Raw genomic sequence first — 26,420 nt, forward strand, 5'->3', positions numbered from 1 at the left:
TAGCCACTTTTATTTTTTAAATTAATTAATAATATCAGATACTTATAAATAAACATCAAATATTCTAAAAACTTGGCACGCCCTTAGCATTATATAAAGTAAGAATCATCTTTCATAATAAACAAACTTTGCAACGCTAAGGAATACAACATGCAACCAACTACTCATAACGTTATTCAAGACGGTGGAACGCCAATTAGACTTTGGACCAAGGGCGTGCCTGTTGATCCAAAAGCGCACGACCAATTGATCAAAGCATCAAAAATGCCGTTTGTATATAAATGGCTTGCGGTGATGCCCGATGTACACGTTGGGATTGGCGCGACTATCGGTACGGTATTGCCAACCAAAGAAGCGATTATTCCGGCTGCCGTTGGCGTCGATATTGGCTGCGGAATGATGGCAGTACAAACCACCCTAACCGCGAACGATTTGCCAGACAGTTTGCTTGGTCTACGTACGGAGCTTGAAAAAGCAATTCCACATGGCCGTAGTAAAACGCGTGGTCGCGGGTCACGCCGTGATGTCGGCGCATGGGCAAACCCTGACGACACCGTAATGAACGGTTGGGGAACACTGGTTGATGATTTTAACTATATAACCCAAAAGCATCCTAAACTTAAAAACACCAATAACCTTAATCATTTGGGTACTCTGGGTACGGGGAACCATTTCGTCGAGGTGTGCCTTGATGAGACCAATCAAGTTTGGATCATGCTGCACTCAGGCTCACGCGGTGTGGGTAATGCCATCGGTCGCTACTTTATTGAGCTGGCACGTGAGGACATGCGCAAGTGGTTTATCAATTTGCCAGATAAAGATTTAGCCTACTTTGCCGAGGGTACAGAACATTTTGATGATTATTGGTTTGCGGTTGGTTGGGCGCAGCGTTTTGCCTTTAAAAACCGTGAAATCATGATGGAAAAAGCCATCAAGGCACTACGCCACATCATACCCAAGCCGTTTGATGCAGCCGTAAAAGCAGTGAACTGTCATCATAACTATGTAGAAAAAGAGCAACATTACGGCGAAGAAGTATTTGTAACCCGCAAAGGTGCGGTACGTGCCCGCGTTGGTGAATACGGAATCATTCCGGGGTCGATGGGTGCCAAATCATTCATCGTACGCGGTAAAGGGAACGAAGAATCGTTTTGCTCTTGCTCGCACGGTGCAGGTCGGGTGATGTCACGTACTGAGGCAAAAAGGGTATTTACGGTCGCCGATCAAATTGCGCAGACCGAGGGCGTAGAATGCCGAAAGGACGCGGATGTGATCGATGAAATTCCAGCGGCTTATAAAAATATTGATGACGTGATGCAAGCACAAAGCGATTTGGTAGAAGTGGTACATACACTGCGTCAGGTGGTTTGTGTTAAGGGTTAGATCAAGCATATATATATATATATATAGTTCAAGGAACTGGAGATAATTCCATGGAATATCACGATAAAAATGATTTTGAAAAAATAAATTTTCAGATAGAAAGTGCTTCAAGAATGATTGACCTAGGAAATTTTACAAAAAGTTTTGAGCTATGTTTAGATATACATACAACTTTACGTACTACGGTGAACAAAGATGATATTCAATATTCTTACTTACTTTATAAGCTAGGAATGTTGTTTGTCGATATAGGCCACATGGCTTCAAAAAATGAAGCTAGCTATGTAGGTTTAGAAATAATGGAATCTGATAGCTTTGAAAGCTGTTTAACTCGCAATAGTTATTACTATAACTTGGGAAATGCGAAGAGCAATTTGATTCAGAGACCCTCTGATAAGCAGGGCCATAATAATGTAAAGCTAATAAAGCAGCTCTCAGAAGTTAGCTCTCTATTTTTGAAGGCTATATTAACTTGTAGAGTAGAAAGAACAGATGTTCAACCGCAATACTTAGTGAATTTAGCAAATAATCTTAAACAGCAATATAGATTTTCTGAGGCTTTAGCTTTATATGATCAAGTTATTGCAATGAATTTGGATATCGCTCAAGCTTGGGTAAACCGTAGCGAATGTTTAATTTCACTGAATAGTATTACTAAAATGCATAGTGTTCAGCAGGGTAAAGAAATAGCTTTAGGTTACAGAAAAGCAAGCGAATCAAAATGTATACCTCCTGATTGGGCGAAATCCTATCTCGTAAGAGCTAAGAAAATAGATAGTGATATTGAAAAAGATTGTTTGGATATGGGAATAGCTATAGAAGATGATAGCCATTTAGATAAGCAGGAATACCAATCATTATCAGAATTTCGCAGATGGTGTTTAGATAATTTTCTCAGCCTTAGTGAACACGGTTTATATTGTAAATGCTATGGAAGTGCAAGTGATAACTTACATATTCCAATGCCTACTAGAGCAATTTCTGGGGATTTCATATTACCAATGGAAAAGGTACTAAATAGGCTTAAATCTGAATTTGGTCTTGCCAGATTAATGTTATATGAATATAAATTTGCTAAAAGAGACAACGATATCGAGGATGATGCTTGCTATGCAGAGCTATATGACAACGAGCTACTAGGAACAAACATCGAAAAGCTCCGTACTGCTTTTAGAGTTTGCTTTGGTATTTTAGACAAGATAGGTAATGCTGTAGCCTTATTGTTTGATTTACAGTCTAAAAACAATAAAGGTAAAGTCAGACATTCATCTTTTCATACTTTCTGGGAACTTGAAAACGAAGACAGACTTCAAAAGTTCGAAGCTTATGATAATGAAGGTTTGATTGGTTTATATAGTATAGCTTATGATTTAAACCATAAGTTGGAAGGCGAGCTTAGTTTCTACAAACAGTGGCGAAACGCTTTGGAACATAGCTTCGTATTTGTTTATGAGAATGAAAAACCTGAAAGCACTGAAGTCTCAACATATTATGAAGAACCAGTTTTTATTTCTGAGTCCGAATTTATTGAAAGTGCAGAACATGTTTTGCAATTGACGCGTTCAGCTATTTTTTCCTTCGTCTTTGCAGTTAGAATCAAAGCCGAGAAGGAAGCTCTTAACAATATCCCTGATATTTTAATTCAAAATAAATTTCTCGAACAAAAAAAATATACTTAGAAAATGAAAAATAAGAGAGAACCAAAATGAAACTCGCAGAAGCCTTACTCATTTGCTAATAAAGATAATAAATACTCATGACTAAAACAAAAACCAAACCGCTAAAAATCGACGGCAGCACAGGCGAAGGTGGCGGGCAAATCATTCGCACGGCACTGTCTCTATCCATGCTCACAGGCACACCAATCGAGATTACCAATATTCGCGCTGGGCGAGCCAAATCAGGATTGATGCGTCAGCACTTGATGTGTGTACAAGCCTCGCAGCAAATATCAAATGCCACCGTGACAGGTGCAGTTTTGGGCAGTATGGCGTTCACCTTTACGCCAAGCACAGTGAAATCGGGCGATTATACGTTTGATATCGGCTCAGCTGGCAGTACCAGTTTGGTGCTACAAACACTATTTCCAGCATTATTGTTTGCCAATACCAACACGCAAACGGTATCAACCGTAACAATAAAAGGCAGCACGCACAATCCACTCGCGCCAACCACGGACTTTTTGCAGCAAGCGTTCGTCCCTGCATTAGCGAAATTAGGCATGCACGTGGGTATCGAATGCGTGCAAGCAGGCTTTGCGCCCATTGGTGGCGGCTCGATTTGTGCTGTCATCACACCGTTTATGCGCCGTGCTGACTCACGACCATTGACGCTAACTGAACGCGGAGCGTTGGTCGGTATAGAGCTAGTCGCGAGTAATCTAAATCTCGAATACGATATCTGCAAACGTGAGCTTGCAAGCGCTAAAGTAGAACTGCTCGAAACTGGAATGAATGACACGCTCATTACCACCAAAACCAATAAGCTGAACGGTATCGGTGAAGGTAATACTTGCTATGCACAGGTTACTCATGAATGGGGCGATTGTCTGCATCACGAAATATTTACGCTATTGGGTGAAAAACGCACATCAGCGGAGAAGATGGGCAATCGCTTAGCAGGTTTGGTTAAACGTTATCTCTTTAAAACCGATGCATTGGTTGATGAGTACTTAACAGACCAATTACTCTTACCGGTGGCGTTAGCAGGCGGTGGCGAGTTTACCGCGCGTGTCGTTAGTAAGCACACTGAAACCCAAGCATGGCTCATTCAGCAATTTTTGCCCGTTGAGATTCAGCTTAAAGTGATCGATGAGCAGAAAAATTTGGTACAAGTTGTCTGTTAAAATCACGCCACTAGCAACATCAACAGTAGCACTCTGTTACCCAATTACTGCTATGCAGTGATATCATATGTGTATGATGTAGGCGATAAATCTGAGCGCTTTGTCAGTATCTAACAATAATGGTCATAAGAGGGTGGTTTTACCCTATTCTCTCTTTAAATCATTGTCACCTTTTTAATATTTATGTATTACTGTTGAGTGTAGCCATGCCCCAATCTCGTACCAATCTAAATCCTGAACCTAAAACCAACTCTCCGTATTTGGTCGGCTTATTGCTGCGTTATAGCACCTTTGGCGCTGCCATCTTAATATTTTTAGCAGGTCTACTATTGCTAAATTGGTGGTTAATTATTCTCGGTGGGTTTGGGGTATGCTTGGGAATTTATGACGTCATACAATCAAAGCATGCTATTTTGAAAAACTATCCTGTTGCCGGACATATCCGTTATGTACTTGAAGACTTTCGTCCTGAAATTCGTCAATATTTACTAGAAAATGACAAAGAACAAGTACCGTTTTCACGCCAGCAGCGAGCGCTAATCTACCAACGTGCTAAGAATGTCAGTGACACTAACGCCTTTGGTACGCTAGATAATTTATACACCAATGGTAAAGAATGGTTTTTACAATCAGCGATTAGCCAACCTCTAGAAAACAAAGATTTTCGTATTATGGTTGGCGGTGAGCGTTGTCAGCAGCCGCATGATATGTCGGTATTTAATATCTCGGCGATGAGCTTTGGCAGCTTATCGGCTAACGCGATTATGGCGCTCAATCAAGGCGCAAAAATGGGCGGCTTTACTCATGATACGGGTGAAGGGGCTATCAGCCCTTATCATCGCAAGTTCGGTGGTGATTTGATTTGGGAGCTAGGTACAGGGTATTTTGGTTGCCGTGATGATAGTGGCAATTTTGACCCGCAGTCTTTTGCCGAAAAAGCGGTTGATCCACAAGTAAAAATGATTGAAATCAAATTATCTCAAGGGGCAAAACCTGGTAAAGGTGGCGTGCTACCCGCGGAGAAAATCACCCAAGAAATCGCTGATACCCGTCAAGTATTGACAGGTCAAGATTGTGTGTCGCCCTCATCGCATACAGCCTTTAGTACCCCGCGAGAATTGGTGGCTTTTTGGCAACAACTGCGTGAGTTGTCAGGCGGCAAACCTGTTGGCTTCAAACTTTGTGTTGGTCAGCCTTGGCAGTTTATGGCCATTGTGAAAGCCATGATTGAAACCGATAACTATCCTGATTTTATCGTCATCGATGGCGCAGAAGGCGGTACTGGCGCGGCTCCTGTCGAATTTATGGACAACGTCGGCATGCCTATGGTTGAAGGATTTTTATTAATACACAATACTTTGGTCGGCGCAGGCATTCGCGATAAGATCAAACTTGGCGTGAGCGGGAAAATCGTCTCTGGTTTCGATATTGCCCGTATGATTGCCTTGGGTGCAGACTGGTGTAATTCAGCGCGCGGCTTTATGTTTGCTGTTGGCTGTATTCAATCACGTTCGTGCCATACCAACACTTGCCCGACTGGCGTTGCCACCCAAGACCCGTATCGTCAAAAAGCGCTGGATGTACCAAGCAAAGCTGAGCGTGTCGCAAGCTTCCATAAAAACACTCTGAAATCCCTAGCCAGTATCGTCGGTGCGGTCGGCTTACAACACCCAAGCCAATTACAACCGTATCATATCGCGCGCCGCCTCGATGATGGGCAGATAAAACTATTATCGAAGTTCTTTTATTTTACCGATAAGGGAGCGCTACTCAATAATAGCGCCCGCGCAGATGTGTTTAATCAGATGTGGGTCATGGCGAACCCGGATAGCTTTTTAGCCAATGATGACGCTCTCATTGCTTATAATAAAGACTCACGGGATAAAGGCAGAGAAACCACCACATCGGTGGAACAGAGCCTTGGTAACTTTGCGAGTATCACTGGCGGTGGGCAGTTAATCGGCAACGTCAACAATACTTTTCGCGAATTTCCGCCTAGCAGTGATTGAGATTTAGCGATCAAAAATCCGTGAGCCCTGACTATTTATATCTCACTCCATACTATAAAAGATATATCATTGATGCCAAATTTCGCTCTTCCCTTACCTTTAGGAGCAGTCGCCCTACTCTTGCTAAGTGTCAGTGCTTGCCAACCGATAAGCACTGATGCTGCTGACAGCGAGACACAAAACTGGTCGTGCCAGACTCAGGATGCACCATTTTCTTATAGTGTTTGTAGCATTGACGCTCAAGCGTTGATGGATGGCCGCTATTCATTGAAATTGTTTTGGCAGCAGCCTGACAGTACGAAATCGTTACTCACCTTCGAGACTTTATTAGCGACATTACCAAAAAATCAAGCACTTAACTTTGCCATGAATGCCGGCATGTACAATGAGAACTATGCACCGATTGGCTATACCATCATTGACGGTGAAGAGATCAAATCGCTAAATCTCAAAGAAGGCGGTGGCAATTTCCATTTATTGCCCAATGGTGTGCTGTGGTGGGATAAAGTTGGAAAAGTACATATCACAGAAAGCAACGCCTTAAACGAGCAGCTTAACAGCGGCGAAGCGAAGCCTTGGTACGCCACCCAATCAGGTCCTATGTTGGTTATCAATAACGAGATACATCCACAGTTTAATCCTGATAGCACCTCACTCAAGATTCGTAATGGCGCAGGTGTTTGTGATGACGGCCACATAAAATTTGTTAATAGTGATGAGCCGGTGACATTTTATCAATTTGCATCGTTGTTTAAGAATGACTTAAACTGTCCGAATGCTCTGTTTTTAGATGGCGGGATTGCGTCGGCATTATATGCGCCCAGCATTGATAATCATGATAAAAAAGAGATGGGTGTGATGGTTGGATTGGTTGAAAATAAAGATTAGGCGATGTATCCATTTTTAAAATAGTGATAAAAATAAGATAAATTGCACTGAATAAAAAGCACTTGAGACGACTTTGTCATCCAAGTGCTTTTTTTATTAATAGCAACAGTTAATGGCTAACAATAGCTAAAATTAACCGCCCAAACTCATCTTGGGACCAAACGGTTCATAATGAACGCTATCAACACCGTGATCTAGCGTCACTAGCCCATCGATCATGCTTTCCATAAATGGCATCGAGCCACAGACATAAATATCAGCAGGCTTAGGTAATTGAGCAAGCCACGCCTCATCTAATAGTTGTCCAGACTCAAAATAGAAGACATACTTCTCTACAGTCTCAGCCTTTTCTAACAGCATCTCCACTTCAGTATTGAAAGCGTGATGCGCATCATTTTGGCAAGCATAAACCCAGATAATAGGTCGTTTTGGATTGGCTAATACTTGTGCTTCCAACATAGATAGCACAGGAGTTACACCAACACCAGCACTCATCAATCCTAGCGGAATCTCATTTTGCTGTACCAAGTCTTGATTGAGCGCAAAGTCACCTGCTGGTGCCGATAATAAAACCGTGTCACCCACTTCTAATTGGTCGTGCATATAGTTAGAGACCAAACCATGATGCTCATTGCGGTTATCGCGTCTGACCGCAAACTGAATGCCTGCATCGGTACTAGCAGAGTACAAAGAGTAATGACGTAGCGCAACATGGTCACTGTCTTTTGGATCTGTTTTCACTGTGATGTACTGACCTGCGGTTAAAGTCAATTTGCTCAGGTCGATCTCTTGATGACTTTCTGCATTATCCTTGGCTGGTACAACTGTAAAAGCCGCAATATCCGTAGCAGCTGCTATCTTTTTAGTCACTACAAAAGGCGCAAAACCCTGCCACATCGCCTCCTCATACATGCCATGTTCAATCTGGATAAATACTGAGGCAATCTCATCATAAGCTTCAGTCCAAGCATCGATGATATCGTCATTGGCAGCCTCGCCCAGCACTTCCTTGATTGCACCGATTAAATGCTTACCAACGATAGGATAATGCTCAGGCAAAATTTGTAAAGCACGATGCTTGTGGCTGATTTGCGTGACTTGTGGCAATAACGTCGCCAATTTATCCAAGTGCTTAGCAGCAGCTAACACGGTCGTTGCTAGAGCCGTCTGTTGACGACCCAATTTTTGATTGGTTTCGTTAAATATGTCCAACAGCTCGGGATGCTCTTCAAACATATTTTTATAAAACACCGTGGTGATTGCCGTTCCATGCTCTTCAAGGACGGGAACAGTTGCGGTGACGATTTCTAAAGTCTTTGGTGAGGCCATACTGTCTCTCTTATTAGTACCAATTCCAAAACATGTGAGGAGCGATGTCAAACTCGTTTAGTCTACTGAATATAGTACTTGCACGCGCTTTTTTGCTACTAAAATGGTTGAAAATGGCATAAGTTCATTACATTGATTGGTTGATTAACATATGAAAAATGAAGTGCTTAAATAAGCAACGACGACTGATTTTTACAAACGATTATCAAATTCTTGTCATCAAATTTTTCGCCGAACCAGTCAAAATGCTTCTATAACATTCATTTTAAATGAATGTTATCACACTTTACTTAGCATACCAATGCCGTGTGACTGCAAAACTGATTATTTTCGACAAAAAAGCAGCCGCTATGCTGTCATAACGGCTGCTTTTATCAAAAAACATGAGGATTAACAGGTTTTCTAAGTTAGGGCGTATCTTTATTCAAACGTCAAAACTAACGCGCTAGATAATTGGTCATCTCTTCTACCCCATGTAAGGTCATCGGATACATTTTATTGTCGAATAGTTTCTTAATTTCAACGATGGTTTGCGTATATTGCCAATATGCGGGATCTTCAGGATTGAGCCAAGCGACTTTATCAAAATGCGCCAATACCCTTTTTAACCAAACAATACCCGCCTCATTGTTCATATATTCAACGCTACCACCAACTGTCATCAGCTCATATGGCGACATTGACGCATCGCCGACGAAGATAACGCGATATTCACGACCGTATTTATTGAGCAGCTCAAAGGTAGGCATCGGCGCACTATGGCGACGATTATTGTCCTTCCAAACATAGTCATACAAACAGTTATGAAAGTAAAAAAACTCTAAGGTTTTAAATTCATTTCTAGCCGCTGAAAATAGCTTTTCTAAGGCTTCAACATGGACATCCATACTGCCACCCACATCAAACAGCATCAATACTTTGACACGATTACGACGCTCAGCTTGCATATGGATATCGAGCACGCCTTTTTTTGCTGTGCGTTTAATAGTCTCATGAATGTCTAGCTCATCGGCGCTACCGGTACGAGCAAACTGGCGCAAGTTTCGTAGTGCCATTTGAATTTGACGGGTACCAAGCTGACTGTCATCATCAAGGTTGCGGTATTTACGCTGCTCCCAGACTTTTGCGGCGCTACGTTTACGCGATTCACCGCCAACGCGCACCCCTTCTGGATGATCACCATAAGCCCCAAATGGCGATGTACCGCCTGTACCAACCCACTTACTACCGCCTTGATGACGCTCTTTTTGCTCTTTGAGACGCTCTTCAAGCGCTTTCATCAGCTCCTCTAATGAGCCGTATTTTTTCAGCAAGCGCCGCTGCTCTTCGGTTAGGTTTTTTGGATCTAATTTTAAGTCAAGCCACTCTTTAGGAATGTCCGTCAATTTAGCCAATAGCTCATCCATATCTAGACTGTCGACGCCTTCGAAATAATCTGCCATTGCTCGATCGAATTTATCAAAATGGCGTTCGTCTTTGACCATACAAAGCCGAATCAACCGGTACATATCCTCACGACTGGCAAAGGTAGACAGCTCTGGATTTTCAGGATGCGGCTGCATCATCAGCCCTTGATCTAACGCGGCATTTAGGTCAAGCAGCTCACGCGTACTGACTGGCACACCATAAGTACGTAAGGTATAGAACAATTTGATAAACATAAGAGTCGCATCGCTTATTGGCTGATATGGTAACGAGTGAAACCATTTTATTAGGGCGTGTCGTCATTTTGAAAATAGTCTATTGCTTAACGGCGCATTATATTAGCAAAGCGTTGCAACAAGCTCACATCGGCTTCATTTTTGAGCAGCGCGCCATATAACGGTGGAATGGACTTCTCACCGCGCAAGTTTTCTTCTAGCTCTGCTTGCGCCATATCATCAGCCAGTAGCAACGTTAACCAATCGACCAATTCTGAGGTTGATGGTGGCTTTTTAAGCCCTTGGACATTACGCAGCTTATAAAAAATATCCAGCGCATCATTGACCAGTTTTTCTTGGATATTAGGGAAATGCACGTCAATGATTTGACGCATGGTCTCTTCTTCTGGGAAGTCAATATAATGGAAGAAGCAACGACGCAAGAAAGCATCGGGCAACTCTTTTTCATTGTTTGAGGTGATAATGACCACTGGACGCTGCTCGGCGGTGATGGTCTCGCCTGTCTCATAGACATAAAAAGACATTTTATCAAGCTCATGTAGCAAGTCATTTGGGAACTCGATATCAGCTTTATCAATTTCATCAATCAGCAACACACTGCGCTCGTTACTGGTAAATGCCTCCCATAGCTTACCGGGCTTGATATAGTTGCCAATCTCATAAACCTTATCATCACCCAGTTGCGAGTCACGCAAGCGCGATACGGCATCGTACTCATACAACCCTTGCTCCGCTTTGGTGGTTGACTTAATGTGCCACGTAATCAGCGGCATCCCTAAGCTTTCAGCGACCTCCTCCGCCAATAATGTCTTACCGGTGCCTGGCTCGCCTTTAATCAATAGCGGTTTTTGTAGCGTCATCGCGGCGTTGACCGCCAACTGCAAATCGTCAGTGGCAATATAATTTTGCGTACCAGTAAAGCTTTTTTTCGTTTTATCAGTCGTGCTCATAATCAAGTCTCAGTTATTGTTATAGATTAGGGCTATCAAGAGCCAGAAAAGGCTTAAAGGCAATTGATGGCAAATAAATAATCATTTAGATTAGCACAGCATGATTGATTGCCAAAATACTCATGCGTTCGCAGTTGTTGAAAAATAATAGATACCTTGAATGCCTTTTGACGGTTGGTCGGCACAGTTATAAAACGTTTTTTCATAAAAAAAGACACGCATGGTGTCTTTTCTATGGTGCTTTTCATTCACAGTATTTTTATTGATAGCATCTTTTATGTAGCCACCATAAACCCAAAGCACAGATCCAATCATCGCTAGCAAAATTTTAATATCATTTTACTGACGTCGCTTTATTAATGTTACTTTACTACTTATCAAGCTTTTCCATATTAGGCTTTTTAGCTAAACTACTGTCTTTTTTTAAGCTAATGTCTGCTTTAGGATTAGCCGCTAAAGGCGTTTTATTAGACGGTTCAGCAACAGTGGCTTGATCGGTTAAAGTCGTGCCTTCTGTCAAATAATTGCCAGTCGTCAGTTGCATGGTAGATTGTGTATCTTCTGCAGTACGGCTACGCGCTTTGTCTAGACTTGACTCAAAAGCACCGCGAATAAGCTGCCAGACGAAGCCCACAAACAAGCCAACCACTAACACGACGAGTATCGGCAGCATATTGGTAATCGCGCCAGCCGTGTCCTTCATCATAATCGCATAAACCACGGCGATACTAGCGGGGGCAATCACACTTGGGTCGCCGAGGGCAGTACCTGGTGCCAATAACACAGCAAATAATATCATCCAACTCATACCGCCCAACGGCCGCGGCAGCATACGAGCGACCAGCAACCACAATACCAACACAATAACGACACCACCCAGATACGCATACATCGGTAAGTCTGCGGGTGGCACGTCTTTTACCAGCTGTCCCCACCAAATAGCAATTTCGCCGAGAATATCACTAATGGCTTCCAGCGGTAAGCTGTTTATAATACCTTTTAACCAGTCCATGCGTGTGTAGTTACCTGCGTTTATAAATTGTGCAGCGCGTTTACGCGCTTAACGATAGACAGTGTGCTGTTTTAACGAACCATAATATCGAATACATTATCGTCAAAAGCAATTAAGACATAAGCACTTGAAACACGACCTTTTGCCTCGCCACGTATTTTTTGTCTTGTCACTCATATAGCCTGCTAGTTTATCACGACTTTCTACCAAAATGCATGAGCGCAAATGTGTCGTAAACTTTTTCTTGCTGGCTGTCATGCAACATAGCCAAAAGAGGCTGATTAAAAACTCGCTTCAAAAATACCCATTAATCATAAATATTGTCTTGTGCTTCGCGCGCACGTAATTCCGCTTGGCGGCGCATCACATCTTGCGGTGGCATTTGTACAAAATACCCTTGCGACCGTAATTTTGCCAGTACTTCTGCTTTATCAACGCGCGCAAGCGTCGGTGTATTGGCTAAGTCCAAGTGCATCACAAATTTACTGCGCCCTAAACTGGCACGAAAATCTTTTGGTAATACGCCAAGCCAATCTTTAAGCTCGTCGGTATCGTCAGGATAATCAGGACGGGCAATATAGACATACATATCGTTATGTTTGGGGAATTTATAAATATCACAATGCATAATAATGACCTATCAGAAACTATCGCCATAGATTAGCATATTTTGGGTGAATATCAGTAGTCGCTTTACGTTTTACGATGGGCATTCATGCTAAATTGACCACTACCTACCAAACGTAAAACGCTTTACTTATCGATACGGTATTGATTATTCTCACAAAAAATCATTTTTGCCAAAATTATTCACTTTAATCGCCTAGATGACTTGTAAAAGCGCGGTGAACCTTTCATAATAAAAGCGTTTTTCAGGAGAGAGTCTTGAGCACGATATCAGGTGCGTTCATATTAATGAGCTGGCGCTGATAATTGCTACTTGACCACCGAAGGCGCATCCACCCTGCCAATCGCTCAGGTAAAAGGACTGAAAAAACACATGTCACGACTGTTTCGCTGTCTACCGTCAATTGCGTAGCACACCCAAACATAAGGCATAACAAATCTGGAGAGCGGTAAGGACGGACGACGCCTTACCCACCGAAGGGGAGAAAATGCGACATCATTTAATTTGGTTTTTTAAGGCTGGTGCTTTTAAAAACATGCAATGATGGTTCGTGTTGAAAATCTCAGGTTACAGGACAGATAGGGCTTTTGCTTAAACCGACGTTCAGCGTTTGTTTGGCGGATTGCGCTATTTTTCTGTGCTACCCTTGGTTGCAATGTTTGCACCTTGCAATATTGCTTCTCGCTACTATGATAAGGCACATCAGCCCTCATACTTTGATACTTGTTTTTACGACTGGTTATCGAATGCAGCTGATGTCCACATAAGGATTTGTTATGACCACTACTCAAGATAATACTGCTCAAAGCGCCAACACTTCAGCCCCTAAACGCACACCTCTTTATCAGTCTCACGTTGATAGTGACGGCAAGCTAGTGGATTTTTCTGGTTGGGAATTACCAATCCATTATGGTTCGCAAATCGAAGAGCACGAAGCGGTACGTACTGATGCTGGTATGTTTGATGTCTCACATATGGTCGTCGCTGATGTCACAGGTAGCGATACCAAAGCATGGCTACAAAAGCTACTGGCCAATGATGTCGATAAACTCAAAACCGTCGGTAAAGCGTTATATTCTGGCATGCTCAACGAGCAAGGTGGCGTCATCGATGACTTAATCGTTTACCTAATGAACGAAGACGCTACTGAATATCGTATCGTCTCAAACGCTGCTACTCGTGATAAAGACATGGCACAATTTGATAAAGTCGCCGAAGGTTTTGACATCAGCATCACTGAGCGTCCAGAGCTTGCCATGATTGCCGTGCAAGGACCAAACGCTGTTGAAAAACTCGCGCAAACCAAACCTAGCTGGGCAGATACTTTAGCTGGTCTTAAGCCTTTCGTTGGTGCTGATTTAACAGACATCGAAGGCAAAGATTGGTTCGTCGCTCGGACTGGCTATACCGGTGAAGATGGCGTCGAAGTCATTATGCATGGTGATGATGCACCAGCGTTTTTTGAACAATTAAAAGCCAATGGCATTAAACCTGCCGGTCTTGGCGCGCGTGATACCTTGCGTATGGAAGCTGGCATGAACCTCTATGGCCATGACATGGACGACAACGTCAGTCCTTACGAGTGCAACATGGGCTGGACACTCGCGTTAAAAGACGAGCGTGATTTTGTCGGTCGTGATGCTTTAGTTAGTAAACGCCAACAGTCAAAAGACGATAGCTCTGCCATGAAGCAAGTTGGCTTGCTGCTAACGACACGCGGCGTATTGCGTGAAGGCATGACCGTCACCATCAATCAAGGCACTGACAATGAACAAACTGGCATTATCACCAGTGGTACATTCTCCCCTAGTCTAAAAAATTCAATTGCGATTGCCCGTGTACCTGCCAGCGTATCAGATGATGATAGCGTTCAGGTCGATCTGCGCGGCAAAGGCAAGTTCGTTGATGTGCGTGTTCTTAAGCTACCGTTTGTCCGTAATGGCAAACAGCAGTTTGACTCGTAGGCATTATAAACCCTATTATTAACGTCCACTATTTTTGTTAACCATCCTCTATCATTTAGGAGAGAGACCATGAGCAATATCCCAGCAGAACTAAAATACATCGCCAGCCACGAGTGGTTACGCTTAGAAGACGACGGTACTATCACTGTTGGTATCACTGACCATGCTCAAGACCTATTGGGTGACGTGGTGTTTGTTGAATTGCCAGACGTGGGCGACATCATCGCTGTTGATGACGAAATCTCTGTAGTTGAATCAGTAAAAGCTGCTTCTGACGTTTATGCACCTATCTCAGGTGAAGTCGTTGCCATCAACGAAGCCCTAGAAGACGATCCAGAAATCATTAACTCTGACCCATATGGCGAAGGTTGGTTCTTTAGAATGAAGCCTGACAACATCGCTGACTATGAAGCACTGCTAACTGCTGATGAATACGAAAACGAGCTGTAATATCAGCTTCACTCTCTCGCTTAAAAGCGGTGTTTTATTTACATGCCGCTACTTATAACCTTAAAAAACATAGCTTGTTATGACAGATATTGGCGTCAGCTGATATCTGTACACTTTTTCTTAGAATGCTTATCGCTCAATTTATTGCGTCCAATCGCTATCTGATTTATTCATATCAATTACTTGTCAGGCGCTATTAAAGAGACGTACTCAATACTGCCCCAAGTTGATCACTTAATCTCCAGCATGGATTCTCATATGACCCCTGACACTGATAATCAAGCAAACGCTCAAGCAAGTTCTCAAGAAAAATTTGCCACGCCTGATAATACACCGCAGCTGCAAGCGTTTCGCGAAGTGGTTGAATCACGTCGTTCAGTGCGCCGCTTTACCGACACACCGATACCTGATGATGTGTTAGCAGACTGTTTGCGTTTGGCCATGCTTGCACCAAACTCTAGCAATCTACAGCCGTGGGAATTTTATGTGATTGATGATGCGGACAAGCGCAAACGTGCGGTGAAAAACTGCATGAATCAAAATGCAGCGAAAACCGCCGCGCGTTTAATCGCAGTCGTTGCTCGCACCGATGTGTGGCATGACCATGCCAAGCAAATATTGCGCGAATACCCTGATAAGCCAGTACCCAAAAAGGTCAAAGACTATTATACCAAAGTCGTTGCCATGGACTTCTTACGAGGACCTGCCAATGTGGTATCAGCGGCTAAATGGGGTGCGACTCAAGTGGTCAGACGGGTAAAAGGTCCGATTAAATCACCTTACTATACTTTTGAAGACACCAAAAACTGGGCAACCAACAATACCGCCCTTGCGGCTGAAAACCTAATGCTTGCACTACGCGCGCATGGCTTTGACAGCTGTCCGATGGGCGGCTTTGATGAGCCTGCCATGAAGCGCTTATTAAATTTAAGTGATGATCAACATATCATTATGATGATTGGTGCTGGTGAGCGCGCTGATAATGGTGTTTACAACAGCCAGTTCCGCTTTGACCAAAAGCAATTTGTTCATTACGTATAAAATCTTAAACCGTCATTAGTTATTATTACTAGTTATTTTAGCCATCCCTTTATTACTCCCTTAACCAAGGATTGTCATGACTATCTCGCAAAACCCAACGTTTGATACCTTTAAAGGTTTATTCAACGAAGCTGAATTTGTCTATCGTCATCTAGGCTCTAATGAGACCAAGCAAGCTGACCTGCTCAGTGCCGTTGGTTATCAAGACATGGCGAGCTTCATCAACGATACCGTGCCTGAGCCAGTGCGCTTGCATAAAGAGCTAGATTTGCCAGTGGCGATGAGTGAGCATGCCGCGCTTGCCAAATTGCGTACCATGGCAGATGACATCACTGTTAATAAGAGCTATATCGGACAAGGCTACTCGCCAGTACGTATGCCAGCGGTCATTCAGCGTAATGTCCTTGAAAATCCGGGCTGGTACACAGCTTACACACCTTATCAGGCAGAGATTGCCCAAGGTCGCTTAGAAGCCTTGCTTAACTTCCAACAAGTATGTATTGATTTGACTGGTCTTGAGCTCGCTGGCGCGTCATTGCTTGATGAAGCAACCGCAGCCGCAGAAGCCATGGCAATGTCAAAGCGTGTCAGCAAAAGCAAATCAACGCAGTTTTTTGTTGATGACCGTATCTATCCACAAACCTTAGATGTTATTAATACCCGTGCCAAGTACTTTGGTTGGGAAGTGGTGGTTGGTGATTTTGAACTGGCTAAATCAGGTGATTATTTCGGTGCGCTATTCCAATACGTCGGTGTTGAAGGCGATGTTAAAGACTTAACCGACGTCATCACCGCTGTGAAGAAAAACAAAACCTACGTGAGTGTCGTCAGTGACATCATGAGCTTGGTATTATTAAAATCACCAGCCGATATGGGCGCAGACGTCGCTTTAGGTAGCACGCAGCGTTTTGGTATTCCAATGGGCTTTGGCGGTCCACATGCTGCTTACTTTGCCTTCTCTGATAAAGCCAAACGCTCAGCTCCTGGTCGTATCATCGGCGTCTCTAAAGATTCACAAGGCAATACTGCCCTCCGTATGGCACTACAAACTCGTGAGCAGCATATCCGCCGCGAAAAAGCCAACTCAAACATCTGTACCTCACAAGTATTGCTTGCTAACCTAGCCGGTATGTATGCCGTTTATCATGGTCCAGGTGGCGTAAAGCGTATTGCAACTCGTATTCACGCGTTTGCCACTGCCTTTGCTGATGTCATTAAAAATGCTAATGACAGCAATTTAAACGTGGTACATGACCAATTCTTTGACAGCATTGTGATTGATTGTGGCTCAGAAAAACTGGCCACTCAAATTTTCGAAAACGCCGACAATGTAGGCTATAACTTATGGCGTCTCGGTGAAACCAAATTAAGCGTCGCGTTTAGTGAAACCAGCGATCAGCATGACTTTAATGTATTAACTCAACTGTTTGTTAGTAAAGCACATGACCTACCAGAAGACGCTCGCGTTTCTCTTGATAGTGCGCACTTGCGTACTGACGCTATCTTGACGCATCCAGTATTTAACTCGCATCATACCGAACATGAAATGCTACGTTATTTAAAATCGCTTGAAGACAAAGATTTGGCAATGAACCGCAGCATGATCTCATTGGGTAGTTGTACCATGAAATTGAATGCCACCAGTGAGATGCTACCGATTACTTGGCCTGAATTTGCTAATGTGCATCCTTTTGCACCACGTGACCAAGTCACAGGTTATGTTGCCATGATTGATAGCTTGCAAGACCAGTTGAAAGCCATTACTGGTTTTGATGATGTGTCTATGCAGCCAAACTCTGGCGCTTCAGGTGAATATGCTGGTCTGCTAGCGATTCGCCGTTATCACGAATCATTGGGTGAAACTGACCGTGATGTTTGTTTAATCCCTCAGTCAGCGCACGGTACCAACCCTGCGACAGCTATGATGATGGGTATGAAAGTAATCGTGGTTAAAACCGATGACAATGGTAACGTTGATATCGATGATCTAACTGCTAAGTGTGAAGAAAACAGTGCCAATCTAGGTGCATTGATGATTACTTATCCATCAACGCATGGCGTGTTTGAAGAAGGCATCCGTAAAATCTGTGACCTTATCCATAAACATGGCGGTCAGGTTTATATGGATGGTGCCAATATGAATGCACAGGTTGGCATGATGCAACCGGCTGACGTTGGCGCTGATGTATTGCACATGAACTTGCATAAAACCTTCTGCATCCCGCATGGCGGCGGTGGTCCAGGCATGGGCCCTATCGGCATGAAATCGCATTTAGCACCCTTTATGGCCAATCATACATTGAGCCCTGTGCATAATGCGCAAAAAGACTGCTCGGCCGTATCGGCAGCCCCTTATGGTTCAGCAAGCATTTTACCAATTTCATGGATGTACATTGCCATGATGGGCCGTGATGGTCTGCTAAAAGCCACTGAGCTTGCGCTATTAAATGCTAACTATGTCGCTGCTCAATTAAAAGACCACTATCCTGTCCTTTATACGGGCAAAAACGGTCGCGTCGCACACGAATGTATCATCGATATTCGTCCATTGAAAGAAGAGACGGGCATCAGTGAAAGTGATATCGCTAAGCGCTTGATGGATTACGGTTTCCACTCACCAACGATGAGCTTCCCAGTTGCGGGTACGTTGATGATTGAACCAACTGAGTCTGAATCTAAAGAAGAATTAGATCGTTTCATCAGTGCCCTAAAATCTATCAAAGCCGAAGCAATGAAAGCCAAAGCTGGCGAAGAGGGTTGGACGTTAGAAGACAACCCACTAGTCAACGCACCGCATACCGCTGCGATGGTCACCAACAGCGAATGGACGCACCCATACAGCCGTGACACAGCAGCATTCCCACTGCCTTATATCCGCGCCCATAAGTTCTGGCCAAGCGTAGCACGTGTCGATGACGCCTATGGTGATAAGAACCTCATGTGTTCTTGCCCAAGTATCGAAAACTATATGTAGTCTTCAAATAAGCATGAACAGTTGATATAAAAATAAACCTCCAAGTCAGCAGCTGACTTGGAGGTTTTTATTTTGCAGCTAATATTTAGCGCTATAATAAAATGACTATCAATCTAAATCTATTCACATTATTTACTTGGTTAAAATTAACTATGCAGAAAAACAATCTTGTCATTCTCATCCATGGACTGCACCAAACCGCTTGGATCATGCGACCACTGGCCAAACGCTCGCAAGCAGCAGGATTTGATACTCATCAATTCGGTTATCGTAGTATGCGAGACGGTATTCAAACCAATAGTCAGCGGCTTAATAAATGGCTTGAAGAAAATCACGAGCCTGATGAGCCGATAGATTTGGTTGGCCATAGTTTGGGCGGTCTGATTATTCGTGATTTTGTCACTGCATATCCGCAGTGGCAGATAGGACGCTGCGTGACACTTGGGACACCGCATGTAGGCAGTGTATGTGCTGACTACATTTGGCGCTTGACCCCAGCTGTAGTGGGTCGCTCATACATCGATGCGTTAGATGGCAGCGTAGCACCTTTACCGGAGCATATTACCCTTGGGGTGATTGCGGGTAATCGCCCCTACGGTTTGGGTCAGCTTTTTTTACAGTATCATAATCGAAAATTGCGTAAGACAAATAATATGCCATCAGTAGAACATCTACTACACGATGGCACAGTATATATAGAAGAAACCAAAATAGAGGCTACCACGGATCACATAGTTTTACTAGTCTCGCATACTGGGATGCTGGTCGATAAAACAGTAGCCGCGCAAACCAAGTACTTTTTACAACATGGACAGTTCGAGCATAACAAACTTACCTCTTGAGAAAAGCATCATCTTTTATCAATGATAGAATCTTATGGCTTATCGAACATTGATACCCATACCCTGCTGCAACTCAATTTTATGTTTTTTGATGACTGGAATCAGGGTGTTTATGACCCAGTCATTCCTCCAGCCTTTTAAGCCCTCTGGCAGCTCACTTAATTCCTTATCAAAAGCAATTACTTCATACAATTGTCCGAGCCACTTCTTACGCATCAATACATTGTCAGGTACGCCGATAGCTCGTGCGTGATCATCGATCGCTTGCTGCACTGCTTTTGACAGTACTTTATTTTTTGAGCGATACGGCGGTAATAGGCAGTCAGGATATTCAGCAGGGTGCAGGTTTTTTGCTTGATTTATCACTTTTAGCAGCTCTTCACCGTATAAGCGCAACATACTGCGATGCATCGTGGTTTTGTGCGCAAGCTCTCGCATATTGCTTGGTTTTTCAGTGATGATCTCACGTACTGCTTGTTTTTTAATCACAAACGTACGTGGCTGATTGGTCGAACGCGCCAGCTCCTCGCGCCATGTTGCAACCGCTTGCAGTATCGCCATCTGCTGTGAAGTATAACGATAATCTGCCATTGTTAGGTACATTGCATTGTCTTCAACATGCTGAGCATCATACAAATCACTGGCATAAAGCTGGCAATCTGCCCATACATAATCGTATAAACCTTGCTTTTTTAGCGCATATTCAAGACTTAAATAAAGCGCTGGCAAAAAGCGTACATCATCAATCGCATATTGCTCTTGCTCATCTGATAATGGACGTTGCAGCCAGTCAGACTGGCTTTGTTCTTTATCAATGTGCATGTCTAGCTGGTCGTCAAGCGCTTGCTGATAGCCCATTTGCAATTGACCGGTTAAGTAAGACAACGCAATTTGCGTATCAAATATATTGGTCAATGGCGGACAACCAGAGAGTAGATAAAAAATCCCTAAATCCTCACCACAGGCATGCCAAATCGCCACATCAACTTTGGCCAGTGCATGCCACAGTTCGGTCAGTTGCAACTGCGGGGCATCTAATAAATAAACATGATTACCGGTGTTGAGCTGCACCAATGCCAAGCGCGGATAGTAAGTATCACGTTTGATAAACTCAGTATCTAACGCCACCCGACCACAAGTTGCCAATGCATCGATAACTTCAGCCAAACCATTTTGCTCACGCACCCACGTGACAGCAGCTTCGTCGGCACTATCTAGCAGCGCATCAATATCTGGCTCTGAAGGTAGATCTGCTGACTCTATTTTAGAATTAATTGATGGTGCTAATAAATCATCAGAAACAGCAATGTTAATATTGTCTGCAAGGTTTGATTGGATGGCAGCAGTCGAAGCTGTTGGAGCATGGTTGGACACGGGCAGATACCTGCATAAATAGGAAAAAATAAAACGCTAAAGGGCGTCTCAATAAAAGTAAATAATAAAATACTAGGGCGTGTCCTCATTTTAAAAATGGTGATAAAAATGAGATAAATTGCAGTTAAACAAGGAAAATAGCGCAGATAATATCGAGATATTTGACGCCGTTTAGCAAGATTTAGCCATTTTTAACCCATTTAGATAACTATCGATTGAATTGAGGACACGCCCTAGTGAATCAATTATAACAATTTCATGAAATAAAATGGACAAGACTTGGTTTTTATAAAGAAGTTATAGAAAAAATGTCAGTGTGCTATAAAAATGAACGATTTTGTATCGCTTGTCCAAGGGTCATGCTATCAAGATATTCAAGCTCGCCGCCCATTGGCACACCTTGTGCTAAACGTGTGACCTTATTAACATGACGACTAACCGCTGCACTGATAAAGTGCGCGGTGGTCTGCCCTTCGACAGTCGTACCAGTCGCCAATATCAACTCTTCAACAGGCTCTTGCTTAACCCGCCAGACCAGTTGTTCAATATTCAAATCATCAGCGCTAATGCCATCAATCGGTGATAAATGACCACCTAACACAAAGTAGCGGCCACGGTAGCCTGCGGTTTGTTCGATAGCCATCACGTCTGCTGCCGTTTCGACCACACATAGCAAGGCATCATCACGGCGCTGATCTTGGCACAGCGGACAGATGTGATCATCACTAAAGCTGTGACAACGCTGGCATTCGACGATATCGCGCATCGCCTCATCAAGCGCTTGGGCAAGTGCCATGCCTTGTGGACGTTTTTTGGTAAGCAAATGCAGCGCCATACGTTGGGCACTTTTTTGACCCACACCCGGCAAAATACGCAGCTGTTTAACCAGCTGATCAAATTTGGCTGTCAGCAAAGCATCTTCCTTTATTTAACTTAATTTATAAATCGTAGCTATGAAAATGGGGTCGTATCATGTCGATAACAACCCCATTTTGTCTTTAATATGTCGTGTTTGGCTTAAAAAATAACGACTTAGAACATACCTTGCATACCAGGTGGTAGACCCATGCCTGAGGTCGCGCCTGCCATGGTTTCTTCGTATAGCGCATCTGCTTGACGAACGGCGTCATTGATAGCAGCAGCAATAAGATCTTCGATCATATCTGGCTCATCTTCTAGCAAGCTTGGATCGATGGTTAAACGCTTAACCACATGGCGACCCGTCATGGTGACTTTTACCAGACCACTGCCCGCTTCAGCTTGTACTTCTTTATTCGCAAGCTCTTTCTTAGCATTTTCAACGTTTGCTTCGACTTTCTTTTGCATCGTTTGTGCTTGTTGCATTAATGCTTGAATATTCATAGTTGCCTCTTTTGTTTTTTAATCATAAATGATTGATATTTTACTAATATAAAGTGCTAACCGCGATTATACCGTTATCTTTACAAACTGTCTAAACCACGCGCCAAATCTTTGATGATATCTTCTACATCTTCTAAGCCTACTGACAAACGAATAAGACCATCTTTGACGCCCGCTTCTGCGCGCTCTTTTGCACTCAAGCGAAAATGAGTGGTGGTTGCAGGATGGGTAATGGTGGTTTTAGCATCACCCAAGTTATTGGTGATAGAAACCATTTGGGTGGAATCAATGACATGCCAAGCGGCAGCTTTTGAATCAGTGCTGTCAGAAGCCTTTACCTCAAAACCCATGATAGCACCATAGCCACCTGTCATATGATGTTGACGCGTCGCAAGCTCATGAGCGGGATGATCACTCAAACCTGAGAAATGTACGGCACTAACATTGGGATGATTGACCAAAAACTCTGCTACTTGATTGGCATTTTGACAATGCGCTTGCATACGCAGTTTCAGCGTCTCTAACCCTTTGGTAAATACCCAAGCATTAAACGGACTCATACTGATACCGCCTGAACGTACCACAGTAAACGCCTCTTGCATCAGCTTATCGCTACCAACTAGTGCGCCGCCAAGTACTCGCCCCTGACCGTCTAAATATTTAGTGGCAGAATGAATCACCACATCGGCACCCAAATCAAGCGGACGCTGCAAAGCTGGGGTAGCAAAACAATTATCCACAACTAGTAGGATATCATTGGCTTTACACAGCTGGCTTAAAAATCCAATATCACAAATCTGTGCTAATGGATTGCTAGGGCTTTCGCAATAAATGACTTTGGTGTTTGGTTGAACGGCGTTTGCCCACGCCTCATTATCGAAGCAATCGACATAACTGACTTCCACACCGAACTTTGCCATATAATTATTAAATAGACCAATCGATGAGCCAAATAATTGATTGGCAGCAAGCAAATGATCGCCCGCTTTCAGATATGCCAAGCACATGGTCAAAATCGCGCCCATGCCAGAGGCTGTCGCCACTGCGCGCTCACCGTTTTCAAGCGCTGCCAAACGACGCTCAAAGGTACGCACACTCGGATTGGTATGGCGTGAGTACACGTTGCCAGTCTTGTCTCCATCAAAATGTGCCGCGGCATCTGCCGCTGAGGTATAAACGTACGAGCTGGTAGTAAAGATAGCCTCTGAGTGCTCACCCTCATCGGTACGATGTTGCCCTGCCCGTACAGCAATGGTTTGCATACCATAATCGAGATCTAAATTGAGCGCGTCACTGCGCCAGTTTGGATCTAATTTATCTACATTTTTATCATCATGGGCTTGCGACTGACTCATAAATATTCCGTTGCTTTGATTGGTATTTTCATTGATATAAAATGACTGCTTATTCTTCTGATTATCGACCGAATGCATCAGCGTTATCATATCATGTCAACTTATTCCACACAGCTGGTTTCAAGCGATGGTTAAATATTATTTTTGAATACACATCTACCTCTTTCTTAACAACAGATGAAAGAGAGACGATAAGTAAATAATGACTGGATAAGTCGCTGAATCTAACAAAAATAACGTATTTATAATAGGCATAGATGACGACAGCTGATAAGCTTAGCGGCGATTTAATTTTTGCCTTGGGCGATATTGTTATACGCTTCGTAATCAGTGCTATCATCGGTAAAATAAACGATGCACTAGCGCATGTCCTTCATTCAATTGATAGTCTTTTTAATGGGCTAAAAATGAGGACATGCCCTCACGCTTACTTTCTAACAAATACTTCTTTATGTAAGGCTCACTAAGGTAATTCATTTATGTCGATGTTCAGTATAGAACCAAGCAACTTATCGTTGAGTCTAACACTCGGACTAACCTTAGGTCTTAGTGGATGTCAGGTTTTGCCAAAACAGCCGCACTTACCTGAGAGCCAAGCATTATCAGCACGAGTACATGACTTATATCAACAAGAAGACAATCAAGAAACTGGACGCAGTGACATAGTAGCAACCAATGACGTTGATTTGGTAGCATCGATTAGTGAACAGAATGATATTCACCCAGATTTATCCGGCTATCACCCCATTGTAACTGGTGCCAATGCTTTTGCTTCTCGCAGTATATTAACGGACATGTCCACACGTAATATCGATGCGCAGTATTATATTTGGCATAATGACCAAGCTGGTCAGCTATTACTGAAAGATCTGTGGGAAGCGGCTGAACGCGGCATCATTGTACGTTTATTATTAGATGATTTTAATAATGATGCCACCTTCGATCAGCATTTATTACGTTTTTCCAGTCACCCGAATATTGCGGTACGAATCATCAATCCGCTGATGCACCGTAAGTTTCAAACATTAAACTACGTCACAGGTCTGCCACGTATCAATCGCCGCATGCACAATAAAAGCATGACTTTTGATAAGCAGATTACCATTATTGGGGGACGTAATATTGGCAATGAATATTTAAGCAATGACCAAAATAGTCAATTTGCGGATTTGGATGTTTTACTCATCGGTAAAGTCGTCGCAGATATTGACAACAGTTTTTCAAGCTATTGGTCATCACCTTTGTCATTTGACATCGAAACTTTAGTGAAGCCTGACAACAATACAGCGCCTGATTTCCTAGCGGCACTGGACAAGCTCGGTCAGGGCGAAAAAGGTAGCGACAATAATTTGACGGTGTATAAAGAAGCGCTAGAAGAGTCAACGATAGACAGTGACTTGGTCAATAAACGCGTGCCTTTTCGCTGGACAGATATGCAGTTTTTGAGTGATGATGTGGGCAAGCTGACCAAAACAGTACCAGCGGATACCAATTTGGTGCATCAATTACGTACCTTATTAGGCAGCCCAACCAAAAAGCTAACCATCATTTCCTCTTACTTTGTACCCACCAAAGATGGTGTCAATACTTTAGTGCAATTGGCTGAAGCTGGTATCGAGATTAAGATTTTGACCAACTCATTTGATGCGACCGACGTGACTGCTGTGCATTCTGGCTATAGTCAATGGCGACCTAACTTGCTGCGCGCTGGTGTCAAAATCTACGAGCTAAAATCCACCGCCTCTGAGGAAAAACGCGAAAACAAGCTTTGGAAAGCTCGTAGTCAATCCTCAACCAGTTTACATGCAAAAACGTTTGCCGTTGATGACTATCAAGTATTCATTGGCTCCTATAATGTCGACCCTCGCTCTGCCAATATCAATACAGAGATGGGTGTGATCATCAATGATGATGAGCTGGCAAAACAATTGCATGGTGCGCTGAGCGATGACCTGCTAAACCAAGCTTATGAAGTCAAACTATCAGATAATGGTAAGCTACAGTGGCATACTATGGAAGACGATAAAAAAGTGGTTTACGATTCAGAGCCACGCGTCGATATCAGCGATCATGTCTGGCTGACTATCATGTCATGGCTACCTATTGATTGGTTGCTATAGCTGCCACCATCAAAAGCACTCTAAAACCTAGTCATATTTAAATAATAACAGCGTTATCGAGTGATTCTTTGACCCAATTTTTTTAGTTTGAATACTTTTTAATTTGAGTGCTTTTCATTTAAGCACTATTCATTCAAGTGCTTTTAACTCCGATGCTTATTGCTCAATAACTGTTAGCTCAAACGTCTTTATTTTTTCGGCAAATCATTATTTCTCATATTGATTTGTCGTTT

The 26,420-nt window shown here is 43.2% G+C and carries 20 protein-coding genes and 2 riboswitches; of the genes, 11 read left to right on the forward strand and 9 right to left on the reverse strand.

Annotated features, from left to right (window positions below; all coding sequences use genetic code 11):
• The first annotated feature begins 150 nt into the window (after window positions 1–150).
• The 5 genes from JMX82_RS06230 (at window position 151) to JMX82_RS06250 (ending at window position 7,125) form a co-directional block, all read left to right on the forward strand.
• Window positions 151–1,383 carry an RtcB family protein gene (locus JMX82_RS06230; RefSeq protein ID WP_201539898.1) on the forward strand — a complete coding sequence of 411 codons (1,233 nt, stop codon included), beginning with the start codon at window positions 151–153 and terminating at the stop codon, window positions 1,381–1,383.
• A 50-nt stretch (window positions 1,384–1,433) separates the two neighbouring features.
• Window positions 1,434–3,062, forward strand: a complete 1,629-nt coding sequence (locus JMX82_RS06235) for an LA2681 family HEPN domain-containing protein (RefSeq protein WP_201539899.1) — start codon at window positions 1,434–1,436, stop codon at window positions 3,060–3,062.
• 77 nt (window positions 3,063–3,139) lie between these two features.
• Window positions 3,140–4,228, forward strand: a complete 1,089-nt coding sequence (gene rtcA, locus JMX82_RS06240; RefSeq protein ID WP_201539900.1) for an RNA 3'-terminal phosphate cyclase — start codon at window positions 3,140–3,142, stop codon at window positions 4,226–4,228.
• A 206-nt stretch (window positions 4,229–4,434) separates the two neighbouring features.
• Window positions 4,435–6,237, forward strand: a complete 1,803-nt coding sequence (locus JMX82_RS06245; protein ID WP_201539901.1) for an FMN-binding glutamate synthase family protein — start codon at window positions 4,435–4,437, stop codon at window positions 6,235–6,237.
• A 72-nt stretch (window positions 6,238–6,309) separates the two neighbouring features.
• Window positions 6,310–7,125: a phosphodiester glycosidase family protein gene (locus JMX82_RS06250; protein ID WP_201539902.1), complete on the forward strand. Its 816-nt coding sequence runs from the start codon at window positions 6,310–6,312 to the stop codon at window positions 7,123–7,125.
• A 132-nt stretch (window positions 7,126–7,257) separates the two neighbouring features.
• Here the strand turns inward: JMX82_RS06250 and JMX82_RS06255 are convergent, their stop codons facing one another.
• From JMX82_RS06255 to JMX82_RS06275, 5 genes are all read right to left on the reverse strand, one after another.
• Window positions 7,258–8,454, reverse strand: a complete 1,197-nt coding sequence (locus tag JMX82_RS06255; RefSeq protein ID WP_201539903.1) for a globin domain-containing protein — start codon at window positions 8,452–8,454, stop codon at window positions 7,258–7,260.
• Window positions 8,455–8,891: 437 nt separating this feature from the next.
• Window positions 8,892–10,115 (reverse strand): vWA domain-containing protein, encoded by a 1,224-nt coding sequence (locus tag JMX82_RS06260; RefSeq protein WP_201502301.1) that lies wholly within the window; start codon window positions 10,113–10,115, stop codon window positions 8,892–8,894.
• A gap of 86 nt (window positions 10,116–10,201) precedes the next feature.
• Window positions 10,202–11,065, reverse strand: coding sequence for an AAA family ATPase (locus JMX82_RS06265; protein ID WP_201539904.1), 864 nt, complete (start codon window positions 11,063–11,065; stop codon window positions 10,202–10,204).
• 370 nt (window positions 11,066–11,435) lie between these two features.
• Window positions 11,436–12,077: a hypothetical protein gene (locus JMX82_RS06270; RefSeq protein WP_201539905.1), complete on the reverse strand. Its 642-nt coding sequence runs from the start codon at window positions 12,075–12,077 to the stop codon at window positions 11,436–11,438.
• 307 nt (window positions 12,078–12,384) lie between these two features.
• Complete coding sequence (locus JMX82_RS06275; protein ID WP_201539906.1) at window positions 12,385–12,705, reverse strand: YcgL domain-containing protein; 321 nt, start codon at window positions 12,703–12,705, stop codon at window positions 12,385–12,387.
• Window positions 12,706–12,940: 235 nt separating this feature from the next.
• Window positions 12,941–13,078: riboswitch (glycine riboswitch) on the forward strand.
• Window positions 13,079–13,133: 55 nt separating this feature from the next.
• Window positions 13,134–13,293: riboswitch (glycine riboswitch) on the forward strand.
• Between the two features lie 188 nt (window positions 13,294–13,481).
• Here JMX82_RS06275 and gcvT point away from each other — a divergent pair.
• The 5 genes from gcvT to JMX82_RS06300 all read left to right on the forward strand — a co-directional run bounded on the left by gcvT (window position 13,482) and on the right by JMX82_RS06300 (window position 19,976).
• The gene (gene gcvT / locus JMX82_RS06280) at window positions 13,482–14,669 is read left to right on the forward strand and encodes a glycine cleavage system aminomethyltransferase GcvT (protein ID WP_201539907.1); all 1,188 of its coding nucleotides are present in this window, start codon (window positions 13,482–13,484) and stop codon (window positions 14,667–14,669) included.
• Window positions 14,670–14,738: 69 nt separating this feature from the next.
• On the forward strand, window positions 14,739–15,119 hold the full coding sequence (gene gcvH, locus JMX82_RS06285) for a glycine cleavage system protein GcvH (RefSeq protein ID WP_011280078.1): 381 nt from the start codon (window positions 14,739–14,741) through the stop codon (window positions 15,117–15,119).
• Window positions 15,120–15,377: 258 nt separating this feature from the next.
• A complete protein-coding gene (locus JMX82_RS06290; protein ID WP_201539908.1) occupies window positions 15,378–16,160 on the forward strand; it encodes a nitroreductase family protein in 783 nt (260 codons plus the stop codon).
• A 76-nt stretch (window positions 16,161–16,236) separates the two neighbouring features.
• On the forward strand, window positions 16,237–19,134 hold the full coding sequence (gcvP, locus tag JMX82_RS06295) for an aminomethyl-transferring glycine dehydrogenase (RefSeq protein WP_201539909.1): 2,898 nt from the start codon (window positions 16,237–16,239) through the stop codon (window positions 19,132–19,134).
• 152 nt (window positions 19,135–19,286) lie between these two features.
• On the forward strand, window positions 19,287–19,976 hold the full coding sequence (locus tag JMX82_RS06300) for an esterase/lipase family protein (RefSeq protein ID WP_201539910.1): 690 nt from the start codon (window positions 19,287–19,289) through the stop codon (window positions 19,974–19,976).
• Between the two features lie 39 nt (window positions 19,977–20,015).
• Here the strand turns inward: JMX82_RS06300 and JMX82_RS06305 are convergent, their stop codons facing one another.
• The 4 genes from JMX82_RS06305 to JMX82_RS06320 all read right to left on the reverse strand — a co-directional run bounded on the left by JMX82_RS06305 (window position 20,016) and on the right by JMX82_RS06320 (window position 24,067).
• Complete coding sequence (locus JMX82_RS06305) at window positions 20,016–21,350, reverse strand: ribonuclease D (RefSeq protein ID WP_201539911.1); 1,335 nt, start codon at window positions 21,348–21,350, stop codon at window positions 20,016–20,018.
• A gap of 319 nt (window positions 21,351–21,669) precedes the next feature.
• Complete coding sequence (gene recR, locus JMX82_RS06310) at window positions 21,670–22,263, reverse strand: recombination mediator RecR (protein ID WP_201539912.1); 594 nt, start codon at window positions 22,261–22,263, stop codon at window positions 21,670–21,672.
• Window positions 22,264–22,382: 119 nt separating this feature from the next.
• Window positions 22,383–22,712, reverse strand: a complete 330-nt coding sequence (locus JMX82_RS06315) for a YbaB/EbfC family nucleoid-associated protein (RefSeq protein ID WP_045445429.1) — start codon at window positions 22,710–22,712, stop codon at window positions 22,383–22,385.
• An 80-nt stretch (window positions 22,713–22,792) separates the two neighbouring features.
• Entirely contained in the window at window positions 22,793–24,067 is a 1,275-nt protein-coding gene (locus JMX82_RS06320; RefSeq protein WP_201539977.1) for an O-succinylhomoserine sulfhydrylase, read from the reverse strand.
• Window positions 24,068–24,546: 479 nt separating this feature from the next.
• Here JMX82_RS06320 and JMX82_RS06325 point away from each other — a divergent pair, with 479 nt between their 5' ends.
• Window positions 24,547–26,187: a phospholipase D family protein gene (locus tag JMX82_RS06325; protein WP_201539913.1), complete on the forward strand. Its 1,641-nt coding sequence runs from the start codon at window positions 24,547–24,549 to the stop codon at window positions 26,185–26,187.
• The last annotated feature ends 233 nt before the right edge of the window (window positions 26,188–26,420 follow it).

The organism is Psychrobacter sp. 1044 (genome assembly GCF_904846525.1).
Taxonomy (GTDB): Bacteria; Pseudomonadota; Gammaproteobacteria; order Pseudomonadales; family Moraxellaceae; genus Psychrobacter.

Bases quoted from the DNA above. Each gene is read 5' to 3' on its own strand.
- gcvT (WP_201539907.1), top strand. From the start codon at position 13,482: ATGACCACTACTCAAGATAATACTGCTCAAAGCGCCAACACTTCAGCC.
- JMX82_RS06230 (WP_201539898.1), top strand. From the start codon at position 151: ATGCAACCAACTACTCATAACGTTATTCAAGACGGTGGAACGCCAATT.
- JMX82_RS06250 (WP_201539902.1), top strand. From the start codon at position 6,310: ATGCCAAATTTCGCTCTTCCCTTACCTTTAGGAGCAGTCGCCCTACTC.
- JMX82_RS06325 (WP_201539913.1), top strand. From the start codon at position 24,547: ATGTCGATGTTCAGTATAGAACCAAGCAACTTATCGTTGAGTCTAACA.
- JMX82_RS06260 (WP_201502301.1), bottom strand. From the start codon at position 10,115: ATGTTTATCAAATTGTTCTATACCTTACGTACTTATGGTGTGCCAGTC.
- JMX82_RS06235 (WP_201539899.1), top strand. From the start codon at position 1,434: ATGGAATATCACGATAAAAATGATTTTGAAAAAATAAATTTTCAGATA.
- JMX82_RS06320 (WP_201539977.1), bottom strand. From the start codon at position 24,067: ATGAGTCAGTCGCAAGCCCATGATGATAAAAATGTAGATAAATTAGAT.
- JMX82_RS06300 (WP_201539910.1), top strand. From the start codon at position 19,287: ATGCAGAAAAACAATCTTGTCATTCTCATCCATGGACTGCACCAAACC.
- JMX82_RS06255 (WP_201539903.1), bottom strand. From the start codon at position 8,454: ATGGCCTCACCAAAGACTTTAGAAATCGTCACCGCAACTGTTCCCGTC.
- gcvH (WP_011280078.1), top strand. From the start codon at position 14,739: ATGAGCAATATCCCAGCAGAACTAAAATACATCGCCAGCCACGAGTGG.
- gcvP (WP_201539909.1), top strand. From the start codon at position 16,237: ATGACTATCTCGCAAAACCCAACGTTTGATACCTTTAAAGGTTTATTC.
- JMX82_RS06315 (WP_045445429.1), bottom strand. From the start codon at position 22,712: ATGAATATTCAAGCATTAATGCAACAAGCACAAACGATGCAAAAGAAA.
- JMX82_RS06270 (WP_201539905.1), bottom strand. From the start codon at position 12,077: ATGGACTGGTTAAAAGGTATTATAAACAGCTTACCGCTGGAAGCCATT.
- JMX82_RS06290 (WP_201539908.1), top strand. From the start codon at position 15,378: ATGACCCCTGACACTGATAATCAAGCAAACGCTCAAGCAAGTTCTCAA.
- JMX82_RS06265 (WP_201539904.1), bottom strand. From the start codon at position 11,065: ATGAGCACGACTGATAAAACGAAAAAAAGCTTTACTGGTACGCAAAAT.
- JMX82_RS06275 (WP_201539906.1), bottom strand. From the start codon at position 12,705: ATGCATTGTGATATTTATAAATTCCCCAAACATAACGATATGTATGTC.
- rtcA (WP_201539900.1), top strand. From the start codon at position 3,140: ATGACTAAAACAAAAACCAAACCGCTAAAAATCGACGGCAGCACAGGC.
- JMX82_RS06245 (WP_201539901.1), top strand. From the start codon at position 4,435: ATGCCCCAATCTCGTACCAATCTAAATCCTGAACCTAAAACCAACTCT.